The sequence below is a fragment of the Mycobacterium sp. SMC-4 genome (genome assembly GCF_050205565.1).
GTDB lineage: Bacteria > Actinomycetota > Actinomycetes > Mycobacteriales > Mycobacteriaceae > Mycobacterium.
This window is the reverse complement of record NZ_JBNMQU010000014.1, coordinates 145,659-163,538: the sequence shown is the minus strand read 5'-3', so window position 1 is coordinate 163,538 and position 17,880 is coordinate 145,659. Positions and strand designations below refer to the sequence as shown.

General features: G+C 67.6%; 20 protein-coding genes. 5 read left to right on the top strand and 15 right to left on the bottom strand.

All coding sequences use genetic code 11. The features are described 5' to 3' along the window. The first annotated feature begins 209 nt into the window (after nt 1-209). On the top strand, nt 210-1,307 hold the full coding sequence (locus ACQI46_RS22905) for a polyprenyl synthetase family protein (protein WP_427096334.1): 1,098 nt from the start codon (nt 210-212) through the stop codon (nt 1,305-1,307). 10 nt (nt 1,308-1,317) lie between these two features. On the opposite strand, the gene ACQI46_RS22900 is transcribed toward ACQI46_RS22905, so the two are convergent. Then, nucleotides 1,318-2,070, bottom strand: coding sequence for a YebC/PmpR family DNA-binding transcriptional regulator (locus tag ACQI46_RS22900; RefSeq protein ID WP_427096333.1), 753 nt, complete (start codon nt 2,068-2,070; stop codon nt 1,318-1,320). Nucleotides 2,071-2,219: 149 nt separating this feature from the next. Here ACQI46_RS22900 and ACQI46_RS22895 point away from each other — a divergent pair, with 149 nt between their 5' ends. Further along, nucleotides 2,220-3,431: an acyl-CoA dehydrogenase family protein gene (locus ACQI46_RS22895; protein ID WP_427096332.1), complete on the top strand. Its 1,212-nt coding sequence runs from the start codon at nt 2,220-2,222 to the stop codon at nt 3,429-3,431. Between the two features lie 7 nt (nt 3,432-3,438). Here the strand turns inward: ACQI46_RS22895 and ACQI46_RS22890 are convergent, their stop codons facing one another. From ACQI46_RS22890 to ACQI46_RS22880, 3 genes are read right to left on the bottom strand one after another with little or no spacing between them, the layout of a single operon-like run. Further along, nucleotides 3,439-4,293, bottom strand: coding sequence for an SDR family NAD(P)-dependent oxidoreductase (locus ACQI46_RS22890; protein WP_427096331.1), 855 nt, complete (start codon nt 4,291-4,293; stop codon nt 3,439-3,441). Beyond that, nucleotides 4,290-4,505 (bottom strand): ferredoxin, encoded by a 216-nt coding sequence (locus ACQI46_RS22885; protein WP_427096330.1) that lies wholly within the window; start codon nt 4,503-4,505, stop codon nt 4,290-4,292. The genes ACQI46_RS22890 and ACQI46_RS22885 overlap by 4 nt, the downstream gene beginning before the upstream one ends. Next, nucleotides 4,502-5,809, bottom strand: a complete 1,308-nt coding sequence (locus ACQI46_RS22880) for a cytochrome P450 (RefSeq protein ID WP_427096329.1) — start codon at nt 5,807-5,809, stop codon at nt 4,502-4,504. The genes ACQI46_RS22885 and ACQI46_RS22880 overlap by 4 nt, the downstream gene beginning before the upstream one ends. A gap of 114 nt (nt 5,810-5,923) precedes the next feature. Here ACQI46_RS22880 and ACQI46_RS22875 point away from each other — a divergent pair, with 114 nt between their 5' ends. Beyond that, entirely contained in the window at nt 5,924-6,505 is a 582-nt protein-coding gene (locus ACQI46_RS22875; RefSeq protein WP_427096328.1) for a TetR/AcrR family transcriptional regulator, read from the top strand. Here the strand turns inward: ACQI46_RS22875 and pdxT are convergent. From pdxT to ACQI46_RS22820, 11 genes are all read right to left on the bottom strand, one after another. Beyond that, nucleotides 6,491-7,081: a pyridoxal 5'-phosphate synthase glutaminase subunit PdxT gene (gene pdxT, locus ACQI46_RS22870; RefSeq protein WP_427096327.1), complete on the bottom strand. Its 591-nt coding sequence runs from the start codon at nt 7,079-7,081 to the stop codon at nt 6,491-6,493. The genes ACQI46_RS22875 and pdxT overlap by 15 nt on opposite strands. Next, on the bottom strand, nt 7,078-7,926 hold the full coding sequence (gene tesB / locus ACQI46_RS22865; RefSeq protein ID WP_427096326.1) for an acyl-CoA thioesterase II: 849 nt from the start codon (nt 7,924-7,926) through the stop codon (nt 7,078-7,080). The genes pdxT and tesB overlap by 4 nt, the downstream gene beginning before the upstream one ends. 10 nt (nt 7,927-7,936) lie before the next feature. Beyond that, nucleotides 7,937-8,866, bottom strand: coding sequence for a pyridoxal 5'-phosphate synthase lyase subunit PdxS (gene pdxS, locus ACQI46_RS22860; protein WP_427096325.1), 930 nt, complete (start codon nt 8,864-8,866; stop codon nt 7,937-7,939). A 65-nt stretch (nt 8,867-8,931) separates the two neighbouring features. Then, nucleotides 8,932-9,969, bottom strand: coding sequence for an NUDIX hydrolase (locus ACQI46_RS22855; protein WP_427096324.1), 1,038 nt, complete (start codon nt 9,967-9,969; stop codon nt 8,932-8,934). Continuing rightward, nucleotides 9,966-11,096, bottom strand: coding sequence for a glycosyltransferase family 4 protein (locus ACQI46_RS22850; protein WP_427096323.1), 1,131 nt, complete (start codon nt 11,094-11,096; stop codon nt 9,966-9,968). Before ACQI46_RS22850 ends, ACQI46_RS22855 begins: the two co-directional genes overlap by 4 nt. Then, on the bottom strand, nt 11,096-12,037 hold the full coding sequence (locus ACQI46_RS22845) for a phosphatidylinositol mannoside acyltransferase (protein ID WP_427096322.1): 942 nt from the start codon (nt 12,035-12,037) through the stop codon (nt 11,096-11,098). Before ACQI46_RS22845 ends, ACQI46_RS22850 begins: the two co-directional genes overlap by 1 nt. Further along, a complete protein-coding gene (pgsA, locus tag ACQI46_RS22840; RefSeq protein ID WP_427096321.1) occupies nt 12,034-12,696 on the bottom strand; it encodes a phosphatidylinositol phosphate synthase in 663 nt (220 codons plus the stop codon). Before pgsA ends, ACQI46_RS22845 begins: the two co-directional genes overlap by 4 nt. Next, a complete protein-coding gene (locus ACQI46_RS22835) occupies nt 12,693-13,241 on the bottom strand; it encodes an HIT family protein (protein WP_427096320.1) in 549 nt (182 codons plus the stop codon). Before ACQI46_RS22835 ends, pgsA begins: the two co-directional genes overlap by 4 nt. A 1-nt stretch (nt 13,242) precedes the next feature. Further along, nucleotides 13,243-15,315 (bottom strand): threonine--tRNA ligase, encoded by a 2,073-nt coding sequence (thrS, locus tag ACQI46_RS22830; RefSeq protein WP_427096319.1) that lies wholly within the window; start codon nt 15,313-15,315, stop codon nt 13,243-13,245. Nucleotides 15,316-15,399: 84 nt separating this feature from the next. Further along, nucleotides 15,400-15,828: a TIGR02611 family protein gene (locus tag ACQI46_RS22825; RefSeq protein WP_427096318.1), complete on the bottom strand. Its 429-nt coding sequence runs from the start codon at nt 15,826-15,828 to the stop codon at nt 15,400-15,402. Further along, nucleotides 15,825-16,451, bottom strand: a complete 627-nt coding sequence (locus ACQI46_RS22820) for a PaaI family thioesterase (protein ID WP_427096317.1) — start codon at nt 16,449-16,451, stop codon at nt 15,825-15,827. The genes ACQI46_RS22825 and ACQI46_RS22820 overlap by 4 nt, the downstream gene beginning before the upstream one ends. An 85-nt stretch (nt 16,452-16,536) precedes the next feature. Here ACQI46_RS22820 and ACQI46_RS22815 point away from each other — a divergent pair, with 85 nt between their 5' ends. Then, nucleotides 16,537-17,034 (top strand): DUF1990 family protein, encoded by a 498-nt coding sequence (locus ACQI46_RS22815; protein ID WP_427096316.1) that lies wholly within the window; start codon nt 16,537-16,539, stop codon nt 17,032-17,034. A gap of 97 nt (nt 17,035-17,131) precedes the next feature. Then, a complete protein-coding gene (locus ACQI46_RS22810) occupies nt 17,132-17,854 on the top strand; it encodes a GAF and ANTAR domain-containing protein (RefSeq protein ID WP_427096315.1) in 723 nt (240 codons plus the stop codon). Nucleotides 17,855-17,880 lie beyond the last annotated feature (26 nt).

Sequence of the window (17,880 nt, the reverse complement as noted above, 5' to 3'; positions counted from 1 at the left end):
CTTTCGCTACCCTCAAGACACGCAAGTATGTGCACGTTCCACCAAGAGCGGCATGCCAACTCGGCAACTGTCGTGGGGATGCACAGTCAACGGGTTTGCGGTTGTAGGTATCTACAACGTCGGACTCGCACACCGCCGCTTCGTCGTGAGAGAGCGCGCATCACCCCGTACATTCGCGGCGACGCCACTGCACCGGAGAGCGAGGACTCGTGCCCGACACCGACCAGACGACGTTCCTGTCGGCCTTGGAAGACCACCTGCGGTCCGCCGTCACCGATGACGTCGCCGAGCCGCTGCGGGGGGTCGACGAGAACCTCGGCGGCGTCGCGGCGCTGTGTCACTCCGCCGTGCAGTCCGGTGGCAAGCGTCTGCGGCCGCGGTTCGCGTACTGGGCGTGGCGCGTCGGCTCGCAGCCCGGTGCGGTCTCGCAGGCGTTGGTGGGCGTGGCCGCGGCGCTGGAGCTGCTGCACGCGGCGATCCTGGTCCACGATGACGTCATCGACTCCTCGGAGATCCGCCGTGGCCGGCCGTCGGTGCGGGCGGAGCTGGCGGCCGCTCACCGCGCCGACGGCGGGTGGGGCGACTCGCGGGAGTTCGGTGATCACATGGCGTTGCTCGTCGGCGACCTGTTGTGGTCGACCGCCCACGACACGTTCGACGCCGCGGTCGCCGAGTTGCAGGGCGACGCCGCGCGCCTGAGGGGAGCGTTCCGGAGTATGCGGCGGGAGGTGCTCGCCGGGCAGATGCTGGAGCTGCGCGCGCAGGCCGGGCGTGACTACCGCGCCGATACGGCCGAGAAGATCCTGCGCTACAAGACCAGCGTGTACACCGTCGAGCGTCCGATGGAGCTGGGGCTACTGGTGGCCGGTGGTGCGACGCAGGCGACCGCCGCGATCGTGCACGAGTACGCCGCCGCCGTGGGGCAGGCGTTCCAGCTGCGTGACGACCTCGCTGATCTTTTCGGGACCACCGACAGCAGCGGTAAACAGGGCGGCGACGACATCCGCTCGGGGAAACCGACGGAGCTGCTCGGCGTCACCCTGGACCGGGCCGGTGCGCCGGAAGTCGAGACGTTGACCGGGATCGTCGGCCGGGCGACTGCCGGAGAGCGGGACGTCGCTCGGGCGCGAGAGATCGTGCTGTCCTGCGGGGCGGTCGATCACGTCCGTCGGCACATCGCCGATCTGGTCGGCGTCGCAGAGCGCGCGATCACGCGGCTGGGCGGGGTCACCGACGACGAGACGCGCGCCGGCCTGGCGGCGATGCTCGCCGAGTGCACCGAACTGTCGTTCATGCCCGCGGCATGAGCCGGGCGGACTACTCCTCGATCTGGGCGAGGATCTCGTCGGGGATGTCGGCGTTGGTGTAGACGTCCTGCACGTCGTCGCTGTCTTCGAGCGCGTCGACCAGTTTCATCACCTTGCGCGCGCCCTCGGCGTCCAGCGGCACGGTGACCGACGGCTGGAAGCTGGCCTCGGCCGACTCGTAGTCGATGCCGGCGTCCTGCAGTGCGGTGCGCACCGCCACCAGATCGGTGGGTTCGGAGAGGATCTCGAAGCTGTCGCCCAGGTCGTTGACATCCTCGGCGCCCGCGTCGAGCACCGCGGCGAGCACGTCGTCCTCGGTCAGATCGTTCTTCTCCAGCGTCACGACGCCCTTGCGGGAGAACAGGTAGGCGACCGAACCGGGGTCGGCCATGCTGCCACCGTTGCGGGTCATGGCCACCCGTACCTCACCGGCGGCGCGGTTCTTGTTGTCGGTGAGGCACTCCACGAGAATCGCGACGCCGTTCGGCCCGTACCCCTCGTAGGTGATGGGCTGCCAGTCGGCGCCGCCGGCCTCTTCACCTGCGCCGCGCTTGCGGGCGCGCTCGATGTTGTCGTTGGGGACCGAACTCTTCTTGGCCTTCTGGATGGCGTCGTACAACGTCGGGTTTCCGCCGGGGTCACCGCCACCCGTCCGGGCCGCCACCTCGATGTTCTTGATGAGTTTGGCGAAGTTCTTGCCGCGACGCGCGTCGATCACGGCCTTCTTGTGCTTGGTGGTGGCCCACTTGGAATGGCCGCTCATGCAGGTACTACCTCTTTCGCCGACATCAGAGTCGATTGCCCAGTTTACGGTGGCCCGGGCTCGAGGCCCACCACATGGGACAACACGGGCGCACTGTTAAGTGCACCACAGTGGGCGCGTCCGATCTTACTCCGCAGTAAGATCGACGCATGACGTTCTCCCTGGAGCTGTCCTCCGACCTGCTCGACGTCCAGAAATGGGTGCACGAGTTCGCCGCCGACGTGGTGCGTCCGGCCGCCGCCGAGTGGGACGAGCGGGAAGAGACGCCGTGGCCGATCATCGCCGAAGCCGCCAAAATCGGCCTCTACTCCATGGAGTTCTTCGCCGAGCAAGCGGCCGAACCCACCGGCCTGGGGATGATCGTCGCGTTCGAGGAGATGTTCTGGGGCGACGCAGGCATCGCGCTGGCGATCCTGGGCACCGGGCTGGCGGCGGCATCGCTGGCCGCCAACGGCACCCCGGAGCAGATCGGCGAGTGGGTCCCGCAGATGTTCGGCAGCGTCGACGACCCCAAGGTCGCCGCATTCTGTTCGTCTGAACCCAACGCCGGTTCCGACGTCGGCGCGATCCTGACGCGGGCACGCTACGACGAGGCCACCGACGAGTGGGTGCTCAACGGCACCAAGACCTGGGCCACCAACGGCGGCATCGCCGAGGTGCACGTGGTGGTCGCGTCGGTGCACCCCGAGCTCGGCACCCGCGGGCAGGCGTCGTTCATCATCCCGCCGGGCACCAAGGGCCTGCGCCAGGGACAGAAGTTCCTCAAGCACGGCATCCGCGCCTCCCACACCGCCGAGGTGGTGCTCGACGAGGTGCGCATCCCCGGACGGCTCATCGTCGGCGGCAAGGAGAAGTTCGACGCGCGTATCGCCAAGGTGCGCGAAGGCAAGAAGGCCGCCGGCCAGGCCGCACTGGCGACGTTCGAACGCACCCGCCCCACCGTCGGAGCGATGGCGGTCGGCGTGGCACGCGCAGCATACGAGTACGCCCGCGATTACGCCTGCGAGCGTGAGCAATTCGGCCGCAAGATCGGCGAGTTCCAGGCAGTCGCGTTCAAGCTCGCCGACATGAAGGCACGCATCGACGCGGCGCGACTGCTGGTGTACCGGGCCGGCTGGATGGCCCGCAACGGCAAGGCCTTCGAGTCGGCCGAGGGTTCGATGGCCAAGCTGGTGGCCAGCGAGACCGCGGTGTACGTCACCGACGAGGCCATCCAGATCCTCGGCGGCAACGGTTACACCCGCGAGTACCCCGTGGAGCGGATGCACCGCGACGCCAAGATCTTCACGATCTTCGAGGGCACCAGCGAGATCCAGCGACTGGTGATGGCCCGCGCGATCACCGGGCTGCCGCTGCGCTGACCCGCACTCAGCGCACTACGGTCGCTCCCCCGTCCAGACGGATCTGCTGACCGGTCATGAACCGGGACTCGTCGGCGAGCAGATAGAGCGCGGCGTACGCGGTCTCCCAGCTGCTGGCCCGGCCCATCTTCAGTTTCACGACCTCCTTGTACGCTGCGTCGACCTCGTCGGGATCGAAACCGAACAGCTCCTGGGAGTCGTGGTTGCCCAGGGTGGAGTCGATGGGCCCCAGCATCAGGGTGTTGGCCCGGATACCGGCCTCGGCGTACTGCACCGCCGTCAGCTCGGTGATGTAGTTCAAGCCGCACTTGCCCAACGCGTAGGGCATGATTCCCATGTTCAGTCCGATCTCGTTCTTCACGCTGGCGATCGACGAGAAGTTGACGATGCTGCCGGTACTGGTCCCTTCGTTCTTCTCCATGCACTGTGCGGCGAACAGGTTGCAGTGGAAGCAGCCGAGCATGTTGACGTTGATGCCGTGGTTGAAGGCCTCCACCGTCATCGAGTTGGTTTCCAAGTCGAACGGCGGATTGATCGCGACGCTGTAGACCATGCCGTCCACGCGCCCGCTGCGCTGGATCACAGTGTCGAAAATGCGTTGACAGTCGTCTTTTTCGGCCACATCTGCCTGCACCGCGTAGGCGGTGCCACCCTCAGCGGCGATCATGTCGACGGTTTCCTGCGCGGCACCGAGGTTCAGATCCACGGCCACCACTTCGGCTCCGTGCCTAGCGGCGACGACCGCGGTGGCGCGTCCGTTGCCGATCTTGTCACCGGGCATCTGGCCGCCACCGACGATGACCACGACCTTGCCGGACAGGTCGAAGGCCGTGCGTTCCTTGTGCGCGAAATCAAGTGTCATCGTTGCTCTTTCGTGTCGTTCGGGTGGTCGGTGAAAATGGCCCGCTCCGGGCAGCCGTCGATCGCTTCGGTGACAGCGCCCTGCAGTGTGGGGTCGACATCGTCGTCGACGGCTTGCGCGTAGCCGTCATCGGTCAGCGTGAACACCTCCGGGCACAGCGCCACACAGACGCCGTGACCGGCGCAGGAGTCGTCGTCGACGCGGACTCTCACGGGGCGACCTCCAGGTGCAGGTCGGTCAGTCCGCGCAGGATGAAGGTCGGGACGTAGTCGTAGCGGCGGCTCCCGACGGCGCCATGCCTGCTCTCGTCGACGCCGATGGTGCTGGTGCGCTCGAGCAGTCGCTGGATCACCACCCGGCCTTCGGTCCGGGCCAGCGGCGCGCCGATGCAGCTGTGGATGCCGCGCCCGAAGGCGATGTGCCGCCGGGCATTCGGACGCTCGAGATCGAAGACGTCGGGGTTCTCGAAGACGCGGGGGTCCCGGTTGGCCGCACCGTAGTTCACCATCACCGTGGCGCCGACGGGGATGTCGACGCCGCCGACGGTCGTCGCCGCGCGGGCCAGTCGGAAGTCGCCGCGAATCGGGCTCTCGAACCGCAGCGCCTCCTCGATGAAGTTGGGCACCAGTTCCGGGCTGCGGCGCAGGGTGTTCTGCAGATCGCGGTCCTCGGCCAAGATCATCATCGCCGAGGACAGCAGCCGGACCGTGGTCTCCTGCCCGGCCGAGAAGAGGTTGGCAGCCACCCGGACCACGTCGATGACCTCGGGCAGGCTGCCGTCGGGGAACGTCGCCTGCGCCATCTCGGTCAGAATGTCCTCGCGCGGGTGTGCGCGGCGGTCGGCGATGTAATCGGAGAACCGGCCGTAGAGGTATTCCAGCGGGGTATGCGACATCTGCGCACCCTCGGTGCTGCCGAGCGCGATCTCCCCGGTCAGGACACCGGCGAGTTCGGCGCGGTCCTCCTCGGGCACGCCGAGCAGGTCCGCGATCACCAGCAGTGCGACCGGGTTGCCGACCTCGCGGATGAATTCGCCGCCTCCGTTGGCCAGGTACGGCGTCAGGACCTGATCGACCAGGCGCTCGAGGAATTCCTCGTTCTGCTTCAACCGCTTCGGAGTGATCAGGCGCGACAACAGAGACCGGTGCGCGGTATGGGTGGGTGGATCGAACGACGGCAGCTGGTCGCTGAACGGAAGTTCCGCGCGGCGCTCATCGATCAGCGCGCGGACTGCAGCCTCGTCGAGGCCCTCGAGTGGTACCGGGAATCCGGGGAACGGACCGGTGACGGTGTTGCAGGAAGAGAACGACTCGTGGTCACCGAGCACCGCGAGCGCTTCCTCGTATCCGGTGACCACCAGCACGCCCTGGTTCGGTTCGCGCAGCACCGGGCTGGTCTCGCGCATCCGGCGCAGAAACGCATACGGATCTGCGACCAGCGCGGGGTCGTGGAAGAAGTTGGTGGAGCGGAAATCGGTGGAGGAGAAATCGGTGGAATCGAGGGCACTGCTGGTCAAGTCCACTCCTGAATGGGGCTGGGTAGTCCGAAAACTGACCAAACGTACAGCCAGTTACCGACCGATCGTACAGCGATAAACTGTACGAATGGTCAGCGGATCGCCGATTGTTAGATGGTCTATGCGGAGGGTGCGGCTGTGAGCGGCACCACGCGAGCGCGACTCATCGACGTCGCCATCGAGCTGTTCCGGCGCCATGGCGTCGCGGGGACGTCTCTGCAGATGATCTCCGATGAGCTCGGACTCACGAAATCCGCCATCTACCATCATTTCCGCACTCGTGACGAGTTGCTGGAAGCCATCGTGGAGCCGGTCATCGCCGAGCTGGCACAGCTCGTCGAGAGCGCCGGTTCCCAGCGCGGGGCGCGGGCGCAGGCCGAAACCATGCTGAGCGGGTTCGCGGCGCTCGCAGTGGCCAACCGCACGCTGATTCCGATCCTGACCGGGGATCCCAGCGTCGGCGAACTGCTGCGCACGCGACCCGCGTGGGGTGCGATCGTCGCGCAGCAGATGGAGTTGCTCACCCGGGTCGAACCGGGCATGGGCGGTCAAGTCAGGGCCGCGATCGTGATGGCCGGGATCTCCGCTGCCGTCGGCGTGGACTACCCCGACGGCGGCGACGACCCCACCCGACTGCGGGACGAGTTGATCACCGCAGGCCGGCGCACCCTGGGCCTGCGCTCACCCCGTACGTAGCGAGTCGACGAACATCGCGTGCACCCGGCGGTCACCGGTCACCTCCGGATGGAACGACGTCGCCATCATCTGACCCTGCCGTACCGCGACAGGATGACCGGCAGCGGTGGCCAGCACCTCGACCTCCGGTCCGACCCGTTCCACCCAGGGCGCCCGGATGAACACCGCGTGCACCCGCCCGTCGATCCCGGCGAACTCCAGGTCCTCCTCGAAGGAATCCACCTGGCGGCCGAAGGCATTGCGCCGCACCGTGATATCGATGCCGCCCAGCGGCAGCGCCTCGCGCCCAGGCACCCCGGCATCCAGAATCTCCCCGGCCAGCAGGATCATTCCGGCGCACGACCCGTAGGCGGGCATCCCGTCGGCGAGGCGCTTCTGAAGCGGTTCGAGCAGGTCGAACTCACGGAGCAGATGGCTCATAGTGGTGCTTTCACCACCTGGAATCACCAGTGCGTCAACCGCGTTCAACTCCTCGGTCCGTCGTACGGTGACCGCTTGGGCTCCGGCGGCCTGCAAGGCCTGCAGGTGTTCCCGGGTGTCGCCCTGCAGCGCGAGCACCCCGACGCGGGGACTCACTCGCGGCCGCGAGCGAAGTCGCGCGGGTAGCGGGTGAGCCCTTCTTGCATGACCGCCGCCACCATCTCCCCGTACCGGTTGAAGATCTTGCCCTGCGTCAGGGACCGCCCACCGCAGGCAGACGGGGAGGACTGGTCGTAGAGCAGCCATTCGTCAGCGCGGAACGGCCGCATGAACCACATCGCGTGATCCAGGGACGCCACCATCAGGTGCTTGCGTTCCTCGATGTGGTTGACCTGGGCCGAGCCCAGCAGCGTCAGATCGCTCATGTAGGCCAACGCGCAGATGTGCAGGACGTGGTCATCAGGCAGCGGATCGCGGTGCCGGAACCACACCTGCTGCTGCGAGGCCTTGCCCTCACGCTTGGTCAGCTGGTCGCGCGGCACGATGCGCACGTCCCACTCGTCGAACTGGCGGAAGCTCGCGTCGTCGAACACTCTGCTCGAGGACTTGAAGTCGGGAATGTCGTCCGGCGGCGGCGCCGGCGGCATCGCGTCCTGGTGTTCGATGCCGCTCTGGTCGGTCTGGAACGACGCCGACATCGAGAAGATGGTCTCGCCGTGCTGAATCGCGCTGACCCGGCGGGTGCAGAACGACCCGCCGTCGCGGATCCTCTCGACGGTGTACACCGACGGCGACCGCGCGTCGCCGGCCCGCAGGAAGTAGCCGTGCAGCGAATGCACCACAAACTTCGGATCCACCGTGCGCACGGCTGACACCAGCGACTGCCCGGCGACGTGGCCACCGAAAGTGCGTTGCAGGAAACCGGATTCGGGACTGAACACACCACCGCGGTAGATGTTGACCTCGATCTGCTCCAGATCGAGGATCTCTTCGATCGCCATCTGGGAGGGGCTACCAGCCGCGCTCGGCGAGACGGTGCGGGACCGGGATGTCGTCGACGTTGATGCCGACCATCGCCTCGCCCAACCCGCGGGACACCTTGGCCAGCACGTCGGGATCGTCGTAGAACGTGGTGGCTTTCACGATGGCGGCGGCCCGTTCGGCCGGGTTGCCGGACTTGAAGATGCCGGAGCCGACGAACACGCCCTCGGCGCCCAGTTGCATCATCATCGCCGCGTCGGCCGGAGTCGCGATGCCGCCGGCGGTGAACAGCGTCACCGGCAACTTGCCTGCGCGGGCCACCTCGACCACCAGATCGTAGGGCGCCTGCAGTTCCTTGGCGGCGACGTAGAGCTCGTCTTCGCTCAGCGACGTCAACCGGCGGATCTCGCCGCCGATCTTGCGCATGTGGGTGGTGGCGTTGGAGACATCGCCGGTGCCGGCCTCGCCCTTGGAGCGGATCATCGCCGCACCTTCGGTGATTCGGCGCAATGCCTCACCGAGGTTGGTGGCCCCGCACACGAAGGGGACGGTGAAGCGCCACTTGTCGATGTGGTTGGTGTAGTCGGCGGGAGTGAGCACCTCGGACTCGTCGATGTAGTCGACACCGAGGCTCTGCAGGATCTGTGCCTCCACGAAGTGGCCGATGCGCACCTTGGCCATCACCGGGATGGTGACCGCGTCGATGATGCCCTCGATCATGTCGGGGTCGCTCATCCGCGACACCCCGCCCTGAGCGCGGATGTCGGCGGGCACCCGCTCGAGCGCCATCACCGCAACCGCACCGGCACCCTCGGCGATGCGGGCCTGCTCCGGGGTGACCACGTCCATGATCACGCCGCCCTTGAGCATTTCCGCCATTCCGCGCTTCACCCGCGCAGTGCCACGGGCAGGCCCGCTGGCGGCAGACGAGGACTGGGCGCCGAGCCCTTCGGTTTCCACAGCATTACTCCTTCAATAGCTATCGATTCAGTTTAGTGAGGGCCGCAAATCCGGGCTTTTCCGCGTCAGCGGATCGATTGCAGCGGCCGCTGCGACAGTGCGTCCGGCGCGTCGGCCAGCGCGTTCGCCTCGTCGAGGAGCTCGCCCAGCTGCAGCGGGTAGACGGCCTCACCGTTGGCGACCAATTCTTCGATCATTGTCGCATCACACCAGCGGTGGGCATGAATGTAGGTCCGCTCCAGCCCGGTGCGGCCGGCATCGGAGGGTTCGAAGCGCGCGACCCGGTAAACGAAGTACATCTCTTCGCTGCGCAGCACCGCACCGTTGAAATTGATGACGGCGTCGCGGCGCCACACCGGGCCGATCAGGTTGTCGGGCAACACTCGTAGCCCGGTCTCTTCCTCGAGCTCGCGGGCCGCGCTGGCGGCCAGCGACTCCCCCTCTTGGGCGGCGCCCCCGATGGTGAACCACCACCGGGGCTTGGGTGACGCGGTCGACGCCGGGTCGGAGCCGCACAGCAGCAGCACCGCCCCGTGCTCGTCGAGCAACACGACACGCGCCGACGTGCGGCGAGCCGCCGGCACCGCCTCGCGGGTCGACCGTTCACCACCTTCGGCGATCTCGAAATAGGTTGGCAGAGCGGCCGTTCCACCCAGCCTCAGCCACCGCACCGGACGCCTCTCGCGCAGCGCGAGAGTGTCGCGCACGGCATCGTTGTGGAAGCGGCGGGCCAACAGCACCCGCGCTTCGGCGTCGGCCAGTTCGGCGACCAGCGCGCGCGGGATCGAAGACGGGTCGACCCGGTCCAGCGCGGCTGACAGCTCGTTCTCGGCGGCTTCACGCTGGGATCGGGGCGCGCGTTCGGCAGCATCGGCCAGCGCGGCCAGCCGCCTGCCGTCGGGTCCGGCACCGTAAGCGTCGGCGGCCACCGCCCGGGCCACCACCGCGCGGCGGGCCAGCGCACCGTCGAGCGCCTGCCAGGACAGGTCGTAGCGCACGTGGAGCCGGTCCAACCGGTGCGCGGTCTGATAGGCCCAGATCGCGACGAGCACGACCAGCAGGACCAGCGCGACGACGACGACCGCCGTCGCCCACGAGATCACGACGCGACCTGGACTTTCACTCCGGCTCCGGCGACGGTTTCGTAAACCCTGAGGATCTGGCCGGCCACCACCGGCCAGTCGTAGCGGGCGACCGTCTCGGTGCCGCACTCGATGTACTGGGTGCGGGTCGCGTCGTCGGACAGCACGTCGATCAGCGCGGCGGCCAACGCGGGCGCGTCGTCCACCGGGACCAGGCGGCCGGCGTCGCCGTCGCGCAGCACCCGCCGGAACGCGTCCAGGTCGGCGGCCACCACGGCGGTGCCGGCGGCCATCGCTTCCACCAGCACGATGCCGAAGCTCTCCCCACCGGTGTTGGGAGCGCAGTAGACGTCGGCGCTGCGCATCGCCGACGCCTTGAGGCGGTCGTCGACCTGGCCGAGGAAGCGCAGGTGCTTGGCCAGAGAACCGGCCTGCTCGCGCAGTTCGTCCTCGTCGCCGCGGCCGACGACGAGGATCTCGACGTCACCGAAGCGCGCCGCCAGCGCGGGTAGCGCGCCCAGCAGCACCGCCATGCCTTTGCGAGGTTCGTCGAAACGACCGAGGAACAGCACCGTCTTCCCGGCACGCGGGTAGCCCTCGAGACGGGGCGCCGAGGCGAAGAACCCGACATCGACCCCGTTGGGGATTTCGACGGCGTCACTGCCCAACGCCTCCATCTGCCAGCGCCGCGCCAGGTCCGACACGGCGATGCGGCCGACGATCTTCTCGTGCATCGGGCGCAGGATCGGCTCGAACACCGACAGGGTCAACGACTTCGTCGTCGACGTGTGGAAGGTGGCGACGATGGGACCCGCGGCGATGTTGAGCGCCAGCATCGACAGGCTCGGCGCATTGGGCTCGTGCAGATGCAGCACATCGAACTGGCCGTCGCGCAGCCACTTCTTGACCAGGCGGTGGGTCACCGGGCCGAAGCGCAGACGTGCCACCGACCCGTTGTACGGGATCGGCACCGCCTTGCCCCCGGAGACGACGTAGTCGGGCAGAGTCGCCGCGGCCTCGGGTGACGCCGGCGCCAACACGCTGACCTCGTGGCCGCGGGCATGCATCACCTCGGCCAGCTGCAGTACGTGCGACTGCACGCCGCCGGGCACGTCGAACGAATAGGGGCAGACCATTCCGATGCGCATCAGGTCGCCTCCAGACGGGCCCGACGTTCCTGCGACAGGTCGGCCAGCCACTGCGGCTGCATCATGTGCCAGTCCGCCGGGTGTTCGGCGATGTTCTGCGCGAAGCGGTCGGCGAGCGCCTGGGTGATCGCCGTGACGTCGCCGCTGCTGGTGTCCAGCTCGGGATAGACCGCCATGCCCCAGTTGTCGGGCTCGAACCAGCAGTGCACCGGAAACAGCGCCGCACCGGTGGCCAACGCGAGCTTGGCCGGGCCGGCGGGCAGGCGGCTGGGTTCGCCGAAGAAGTCCACCTGCACCCCGGTGCGGGTCAGGTCCCGGTCGGCCATCAGGCAGACCACCCCGTTGTTCAACAGGCGGTCCCGCAGGACGTCGAACGGTGGCCGCTCGCCGCCGGACAGCGGCACCACCTCGAATCCCAAGGACTCGCGGTAGGCCAGGAAGCGGTGGTACAGCGATTCGGGTTTGAGGCGCTCGGCGACCGTGGCGAAGCTGCCGTGGTTCTGCACCAACCACACCCCGGCCATGTCCCAGTTGCCGCTGTGCGGCAAGGCCATCACTGCTCCGCGTCCCTGTTGCAGGGCCGACCACAGCATCTCGACGTTGTCGACGCTGAGCTTGCGGCCCAGCTCGGCGTGGTCCATCGACGGCAGGCGGAACGCCTCCCGCCAGTACCGCGCGTAGGAGGCCAGCGACGCGCGCATCAGTTCCTCGGGGACATCAGGGGCGGCGACGCCGATGACCCGCGCCAGGTTCTTGCGCAGTTGCTCGGGCCCGCCGTTGCGGGCGGCGTAGCGCGCGCCGGCGTCGAATGCGTTGCGCGCCACGATCTCCGGGGCAGCCCGCACCAGACGCCACCCGGATGCGTAACCCCAGTCGGTGAGCTGCGCCCCGACCGCCGACGGGATCGCCAGCAGTCCGCCGCGGTCGGGCCGGCCGCTCATTGGTCCGGTGTCTCGGCGTTGTCGGGGCCCGGGAGACGGTCCATCGCCCCGGCCGAGGCACGCACACTGTGCAGGCGTTGGCCGATGGTGATGACGCTGGTCACCGCGAGCACCCACATCGCGACGTCGAGCAGCCACGGCAGCCCAGCGAGCGGGAAGTCCGAGAGCCCGGCGCCGACGAGCACGATGATCAGCCGTTCCGGGCGTTCGATCAGTCCCCCGTCACCGGACAGGCCGCTGGCCTCCGCGCGCGCCTTGATGTAGGAGATCACCTGCGAGGACACCAGACAGATCATCGTGGCGACCACCAGCTCGGGGCTGTGCAGTCCGAACGCCGCCCACCACAGCAACCCGCAGAACACCGCGCCGTCGCTGACACGGTCGCAGGTCGCATCCAGCACCGCGCCGAAGCGGGTGCCGCCGCCGCGTTCCCGGGCCATCGCGCCGTCGAGCATGTCGGCGAGGACGAAGAACCACACGGCCACCGCACCCCACCACAGCTGCCCCATCGGGAACAGGATCAGCGCGGCCACCACCGACCCGGCAGTGCCCAGGATCGTGACGCTGTCGGGTGTCAGCCCGATCCGCAGAGCCCCTCTTGCCACCGGACGCGACAGCTTCGTGTAAGCCGCACGCGTCAGGAGGTAGAAGTCACTCACGGCTGTTTTTCCCACTCGGCGGCCAGCAGCGCGCGGGTGTCGCGCAGCAACTGCGGGATCACCTTCGAGTCGCCGATGACGGTGATGAAGTTGGCGTCGCCACCCCACCGGGGCACCACGTGCATGTGCAGGTGTTCCGAGAGCGAGCCACCGGCCGAGGTGCCCAGGTTCAGTCCGACGTTGAAGCCGTGCGGGCGCGACACGGCCTTCATGACGCGGATCGCTTTCTGGGCGAACGCCATCAGCTCGGCGCTCTCCGGCTTCGTGAGCTCCTCGAGTTCGGCCACGCGCCGGTACGGCACCACCATCAGATGGCCCGGGTTGTACGGGTAGAGGTTGAGCACCGCGTAGACGAGCTCGCCGCGGGCAACCACCAATCCGTCCTCGTCGGACATGTTGGGGATGTCGGTGAACGGCTCCGACGAGGCCGCCGAGCCGCCCTTGACGGCGTCGGCGATGTAGCTCATCCGGTGCGGTGTCCACAACCGCTGCAGGCGGTCGGGATGGCCGGCACCGCGGTCGATGATCGTGTCCTCCGGGTCCACGTCACGCCTCGTTCGTGTGGTCGATCGTCACCAGATCGGCTGTGGGGAAAGCGTTTTCTCTGCGCTGCACCCAGTCGACGATCGTCTTGACCGCCAACTCTCTTGGGACACCGTTGATCTGGGTGCGGTCGGCGAACCGGAAGGACACCGCGTCGGCCTCCACGTCGCGGTCACCCGCGAGCAGCATGAACGGCACCTTTTGGTTGGTGTGGTTGACGATCTTCTTGGCCATCCGGTCGTCGCTGGTGTCGATCTCGACGCGGATGCCGGAGCCGCGCAGTTGGGCAGCCAGTCCCTGCAGATACTCGATGTGGCCGTCGGCGACCGGAATCCCGACCACTTGCACCGGGGCCAGCCACGCCGGGAACGCGCCCGCGTAGTGCTCGGTCAGGACGCCGAAAAACCTCTCGATCGAACCGAACAGTGCACGGTGGATCAGCACGGGCCGTTGGCGTGACCCGTCGGCGGCGGTGTACTCGAGCTCGAAGCGTTCCGGCATGTTGAAGTCGAGTTGGATGGTCGACATCTGCCAGCTGCGGCCGAGCGCGTCCTTGACCTGGACGGAGATCTTCGGCCCGTAGAACGCCGCGCCGCCGGGATCGGGCACCAGCTCCAGGCCGGAGGCCTCGGCCACCTCACGCAGCGTGGCGGTGGCCTCCTCCCATACCTCGTCGGAACCGACATACTTGTCCGGGTCCTTGGTCGACAACTCCAGGTAGTAGTCGTTGAGGCCGTAGTCGGCGAGCAGCTCGAGCACGAACCCCAGCAGCGAGGCCAGTTCGTCGCGCATCTGTTCCCGCGTGGTGTAGATGTGCGCGTCGTCCTGCGTCATCCCACGCACCCGGGTCAGCCCGTGGATCACCCCGGACTTCTCGTAGCGGTACACCGAGCCGAACTCGAAGAGCCGCAACGGAAGTTCCCGATACGAACGACCACGCGACCGGTAGATCAGGTGGTGCATCGGGCAGTTCATCGGCTTGAGGTAGTAGTCCTGGCCCGGCTTGCGCACCGTGCCGTCGGGATTGAGCTCGGCGTCGATGTGCATCGGCGGGAACATCCCGTCGGCGTACCACTCCAGGTGTCCCGAGGTGATGTAGAGCTGCTCTTTGGTGATGTGCGGGGTGTTGACGAACTCGTAGCCGGCTTCCGAATGCTTACGGCGCGAATAGTCTTCCAGTTCGCGGCGTATCACTCCGCCCTTGGGATGGAACACCGGAAGGCCCGACCCCAGCTCGTCGGGGAAGCTGAACAGGTCCAGTTCGACGCCGAGTTTGCGGTGGTCGCGGCGCTGTGCCTCCTCGATGAGTTCCAGGTAGCGGTCCAGCGCCTCCTGAGACTCCCAGGCGGTGCCGTAGATGCGTTGCATGCTGGCGTTGTTCTGGTCACCGCGCCAGTAGGCCGCAGAGCTGCGGGTGAGCTTGAACGCCGGAATGTATTTGGTGGTGGGGATGTGCGGACCCCGGCACAGGTCACCCCAGACCCGTTCGCGGGTGCGTGGGTTGAGATTGTCGTAGGCGGTGAGTTCGTCGCCGCCTATCTCCATGATCTCGTCCGAACCCTCCAGGTCCCCGGACTTGTCGTCGACGAGTTCGAGTTTGTAGGGCTCGTCGGCCAGTTCTTCGCGCGCGGCGTCTTTGGACGGATAGACACGCCGCTCGAACAGCTGACCGTCTTTGACGATCTTGCGCATGCGCTTCTCGAGGGCTTCGAGGTCCTCGGGCGTGAAAGGTTGGGCGACGTCGAAGTCGTAGTAGAAGCCGTCGGTGATCGGCGGGCCGATCCCGAGCTTGGCGTCGGGGAACAGTTCCTGCACCGCCTGCGCCAGGACGTGGGCGGCCGAATGCCGGATGACGCTGCGGCCGTCCTCGCTGTCGGCCGGCACCGGCGTCACCTCGACGTCGGTGTCGGGAACCCAGCTCAGGTCGCGCAGCCGGCCGTCGGCGTCGCGGACCACGACGACTGCGTCAGACGCTCCCCGGGACGGCAGGCCGGCGTCGCGCACTGCCTGCGCCGCGGTGGTCCCGGCGGCGACCCGAATCGGGGCAGCCGGGGCGGGGCGGGCTGGCGCGCTCATGACGGGATCTCCAAACTGTCGAGGACGTGGCGTGGTGGGCCAGGACCGAGTCGCTGACGGCGACCATGCTATCGGGACGGGTCGCTAGCTCCCCAGACCAATGGGGCTGTCGAGCCACGGGTGTTCGAAGTTGACGAGTCCGGCAGCGAAAGCCAGGGCCCCGAACAACCACAGGGTGCCCAGGACGATGGCGGCGGTGAACAGTGCGCCGGCGACCTGCACCCAGAGTCCCTGCTGTTGGAACCAGGCCATGGCTGCGTCGTAGCGCTTGCGCGCGTAGCGCAGCGCTCGCCGGGCCCACTCGAACTCGGTGGCCAGGATGCCGAGCCCGAGGAAGACGATGGCCCAGCCTGGACCGGGGTATGGGATGGCGACGATGCCGAGCGCCAGGACCACGAGCCCGACAACGCCGATGGTGATGCGATAGCTCAGGTCGGCGACGCGGCGCTCCCGCAGCCGGTCGCGCCACCGCGCCCACCGCTGGACGACCCGAGGGCTGTTCGCGCCGCTCAAGGCTGTCCCGGCTTCAGTTTGACGAACAATGCGTTCGCGTCGGCGAGTACGTCCGGGCCGTCGAGTAGTCGCCCGGACACGAAGATCTTGCGCCCCACGAGTTCGTCGATGCGCGCCTCGACAGAGAGGTCGCGCTCCACGCGGGCGATCTTGCGGTAGTCGATGTGCAGGTATGCGGTGCGCTGGGCTTGGCTGTCGCTGAGCTTGAAGGAGGCGTAGCCCAACACGGAGTCGAACAGGTGGGCCACGGCACCGCCGTGAGCGGCGCCGTTGCGGCCGAGGTGGAACCGACGGAACCGGATGGTCCCTTCGAGCCGGTTGTCATCGGTGACATGCAGCTTCGAGGGGATGCCCAGGATATTGCCGCGGTTGGGCAGGTCGGGTCGGCGGCCCGACGGTGAGGACCACTCGTCGGCGTCGAAGGGCGCCAGCAGCTGCGACACCTCTTCGATCAGGTCTGCGGCGCGGGTGATGACGTCGTCGGGAGCGTCGGCGGCGCGGGCGTGGTCCTGCAGCGTGCGGACCGCCTCGATGAAGCGACCGTAGTCGGGCCCGCCACGAGTGGTCGGTTGCGGCGGATTGAAGCCCCCACCCAGTTGCGCATGGGATTCGTTGACGGTCACTTCCACACCGTATTGGGTGTTGCTTCCCGTGGCAGCACCGACTTTGCTCAGTGTGTCGAATCGACGGAAGTGCCAAGCTGGCGTCATGAAGTTGAGCGACGTCAGAGGCCGGCCGTTGACCTACTCCGAGATCGGCGCCACCGGCGGCTCGATGCCCAGCGGCTACCGCCACGTGCGGGAGACGGCGGTCATCGGTCACGGCCGTGAGCGGTTCGAGGAGGCCGCGGCGGCCGGCATGCGCTGGGGCATGTTGCGCGGTGCGGGTCTGTGGGTGGAGGCCACCTCCCCGGTGGCCGAGGTCGGATCCGAAGTGTTGGTCCACATGGGTCCGATCGGCGCGCCGTGCCGGGTGGTCTACGTCGTCGACGAGCCCGATCGACGCGGCTTCGCCTACGGCACGCTGGTCGGTCATCCCGAATCCGGCGAGGAGATGTTCGCGGTGCGCTTCGACCCGTCGACCGGCGCGGTGTACGCGGAGGTCAGCGCGTTCTCGCGGCACGCCACCTGGTGGAGCAAATTTGCCGGACCGGTGACATCACTGATGCAGCGACTGGTCACCCGCCGCTATCTACGTGCGGTGTGACCGGCCGGGGACGCCGACTTCCTCCGACCCCCACTTCACGCGCGGTGCCGGGCGGTAATCTCTGAGCGATTATTGACGTTTGAGCAGGGCGGTGAGGGTGGACGAACCAACCCCGGTCGAGGTCGCACATCTACGTGTGGCCGAGTTGGTGCAGGGTCTGCACAACAGGACCGACGGTGACGCCGACAGCGTGATCGCCGAGCTGGCCGAGCACGCCGCGGTCGAGATTCCGGGCGCCGACTGCGCCGGGATCACCTTGACGAAGAACTCCAAGAACATCGAGACGCCGGCGGCGACGTCGGAATGGCCGGTGCTCCTCGACGAGATCCAGCAGCGCCACCTCGAGGGTCCGTGCCTGACAGCGGCGTGGGAGGAAAAGACCGTCCATGTGGCCGATTTGGAGCACGACGACCGCTTTCCGAACTATCGGCGCGACGCATTGGCCGAGACGCCGATCCGGTCGGTCATGGCATTCCAGTTGTTCATCGCCGATGAGACGTTGGGCGCGTTGAACATCTATGCCGAACGACCGCGCGCGTTCGGGCCTGAATCACGCACGCTGGGTTTGATTTTCGCGGCGCATTCGTCGGTGGCGTGGAATTCCGCACGACGGGATGAACAGTTCCGTCGGGCGTTGGCCAGCCGCGACATCATCGGTCAGGCCAAGGGCATGGTGATGGAACGCTACAACGTCAACGCGGTGCAGGCCTTCGAGCTGTTGCGCAAGCTCTCGCAGGACTCGAACGTCCCGCTGTTTCAGGTGGCTACCGATCTCGTCGCCAACGCGCAGTCGTCGAAGGACTCCACGAAGACCCCGTGAGCCGAGGACAGTGGCGGATGGTCACC

Coding starts and splice junctions, on each gene's coding strand:
- ACQI46_RS22900 (WP_427096333.1), bottom strand. CDS start 2,070: ATGAGCGGCCATTCCAAGTGGGCCACCACCAAGCACAAGAAGGCCGTG.
- ACQI46_RS22895 (WP_427096332.1), top strand. CDS start 2,220: ATGACGTTCTCCCTGGAGCTGTCCTCCGACCTGCTCGACGTCCAGAAA.
- ACQI46_RS22890 (WP_427096331.1), bottom strand. CDS start 4,293: ATGACACTTGATTTCGCGCACAAGGAACGCACGGCCTTCGACCTGTCC.
- ACQI46_RS22875 (WP_427096328.1), top strand. CDS start 5,924: ATGGTCTATGCGGAGGGTGCGGCTGTGAGCGGCACCACGCGAGCGCGA.
- tesB (WP_427096326.1), bottom strand. CDS start 7,926: ATGGCGATCGAAGAGATCCTCGATCTGGAGCAGATCGAGGTCAACATC.
- ACQI46_RS22850 (WP_427096323.1), bottom strand. CDS start 11,096: ATGCGCATCGGAATGGTCTGCCCCTATTCGTTCGACGTGCCCGGCGGC.
- ACQI46_RS22845 (WP_427096322.1), bottom strand. CDS start 12,037: ATGAGCGGCCGGCCCGACCGCGGCGGACTGCTGGCGATCCCGTCGGCG.
- thrS (WP_427096319.1), bottom strand. CDS start 15,315: ATGAGCGCGCCAGCCCGCCCCGCCCCGGCTGCCCCGATTCGGGTCGCC.
- ACQI46_RS22815 (WP_427096316.1), top strand. CDS start 16,537: ATGAAGTTGAGCGACGTCAGAGGCCGGCCGTTGACCTACTCCGAGATC.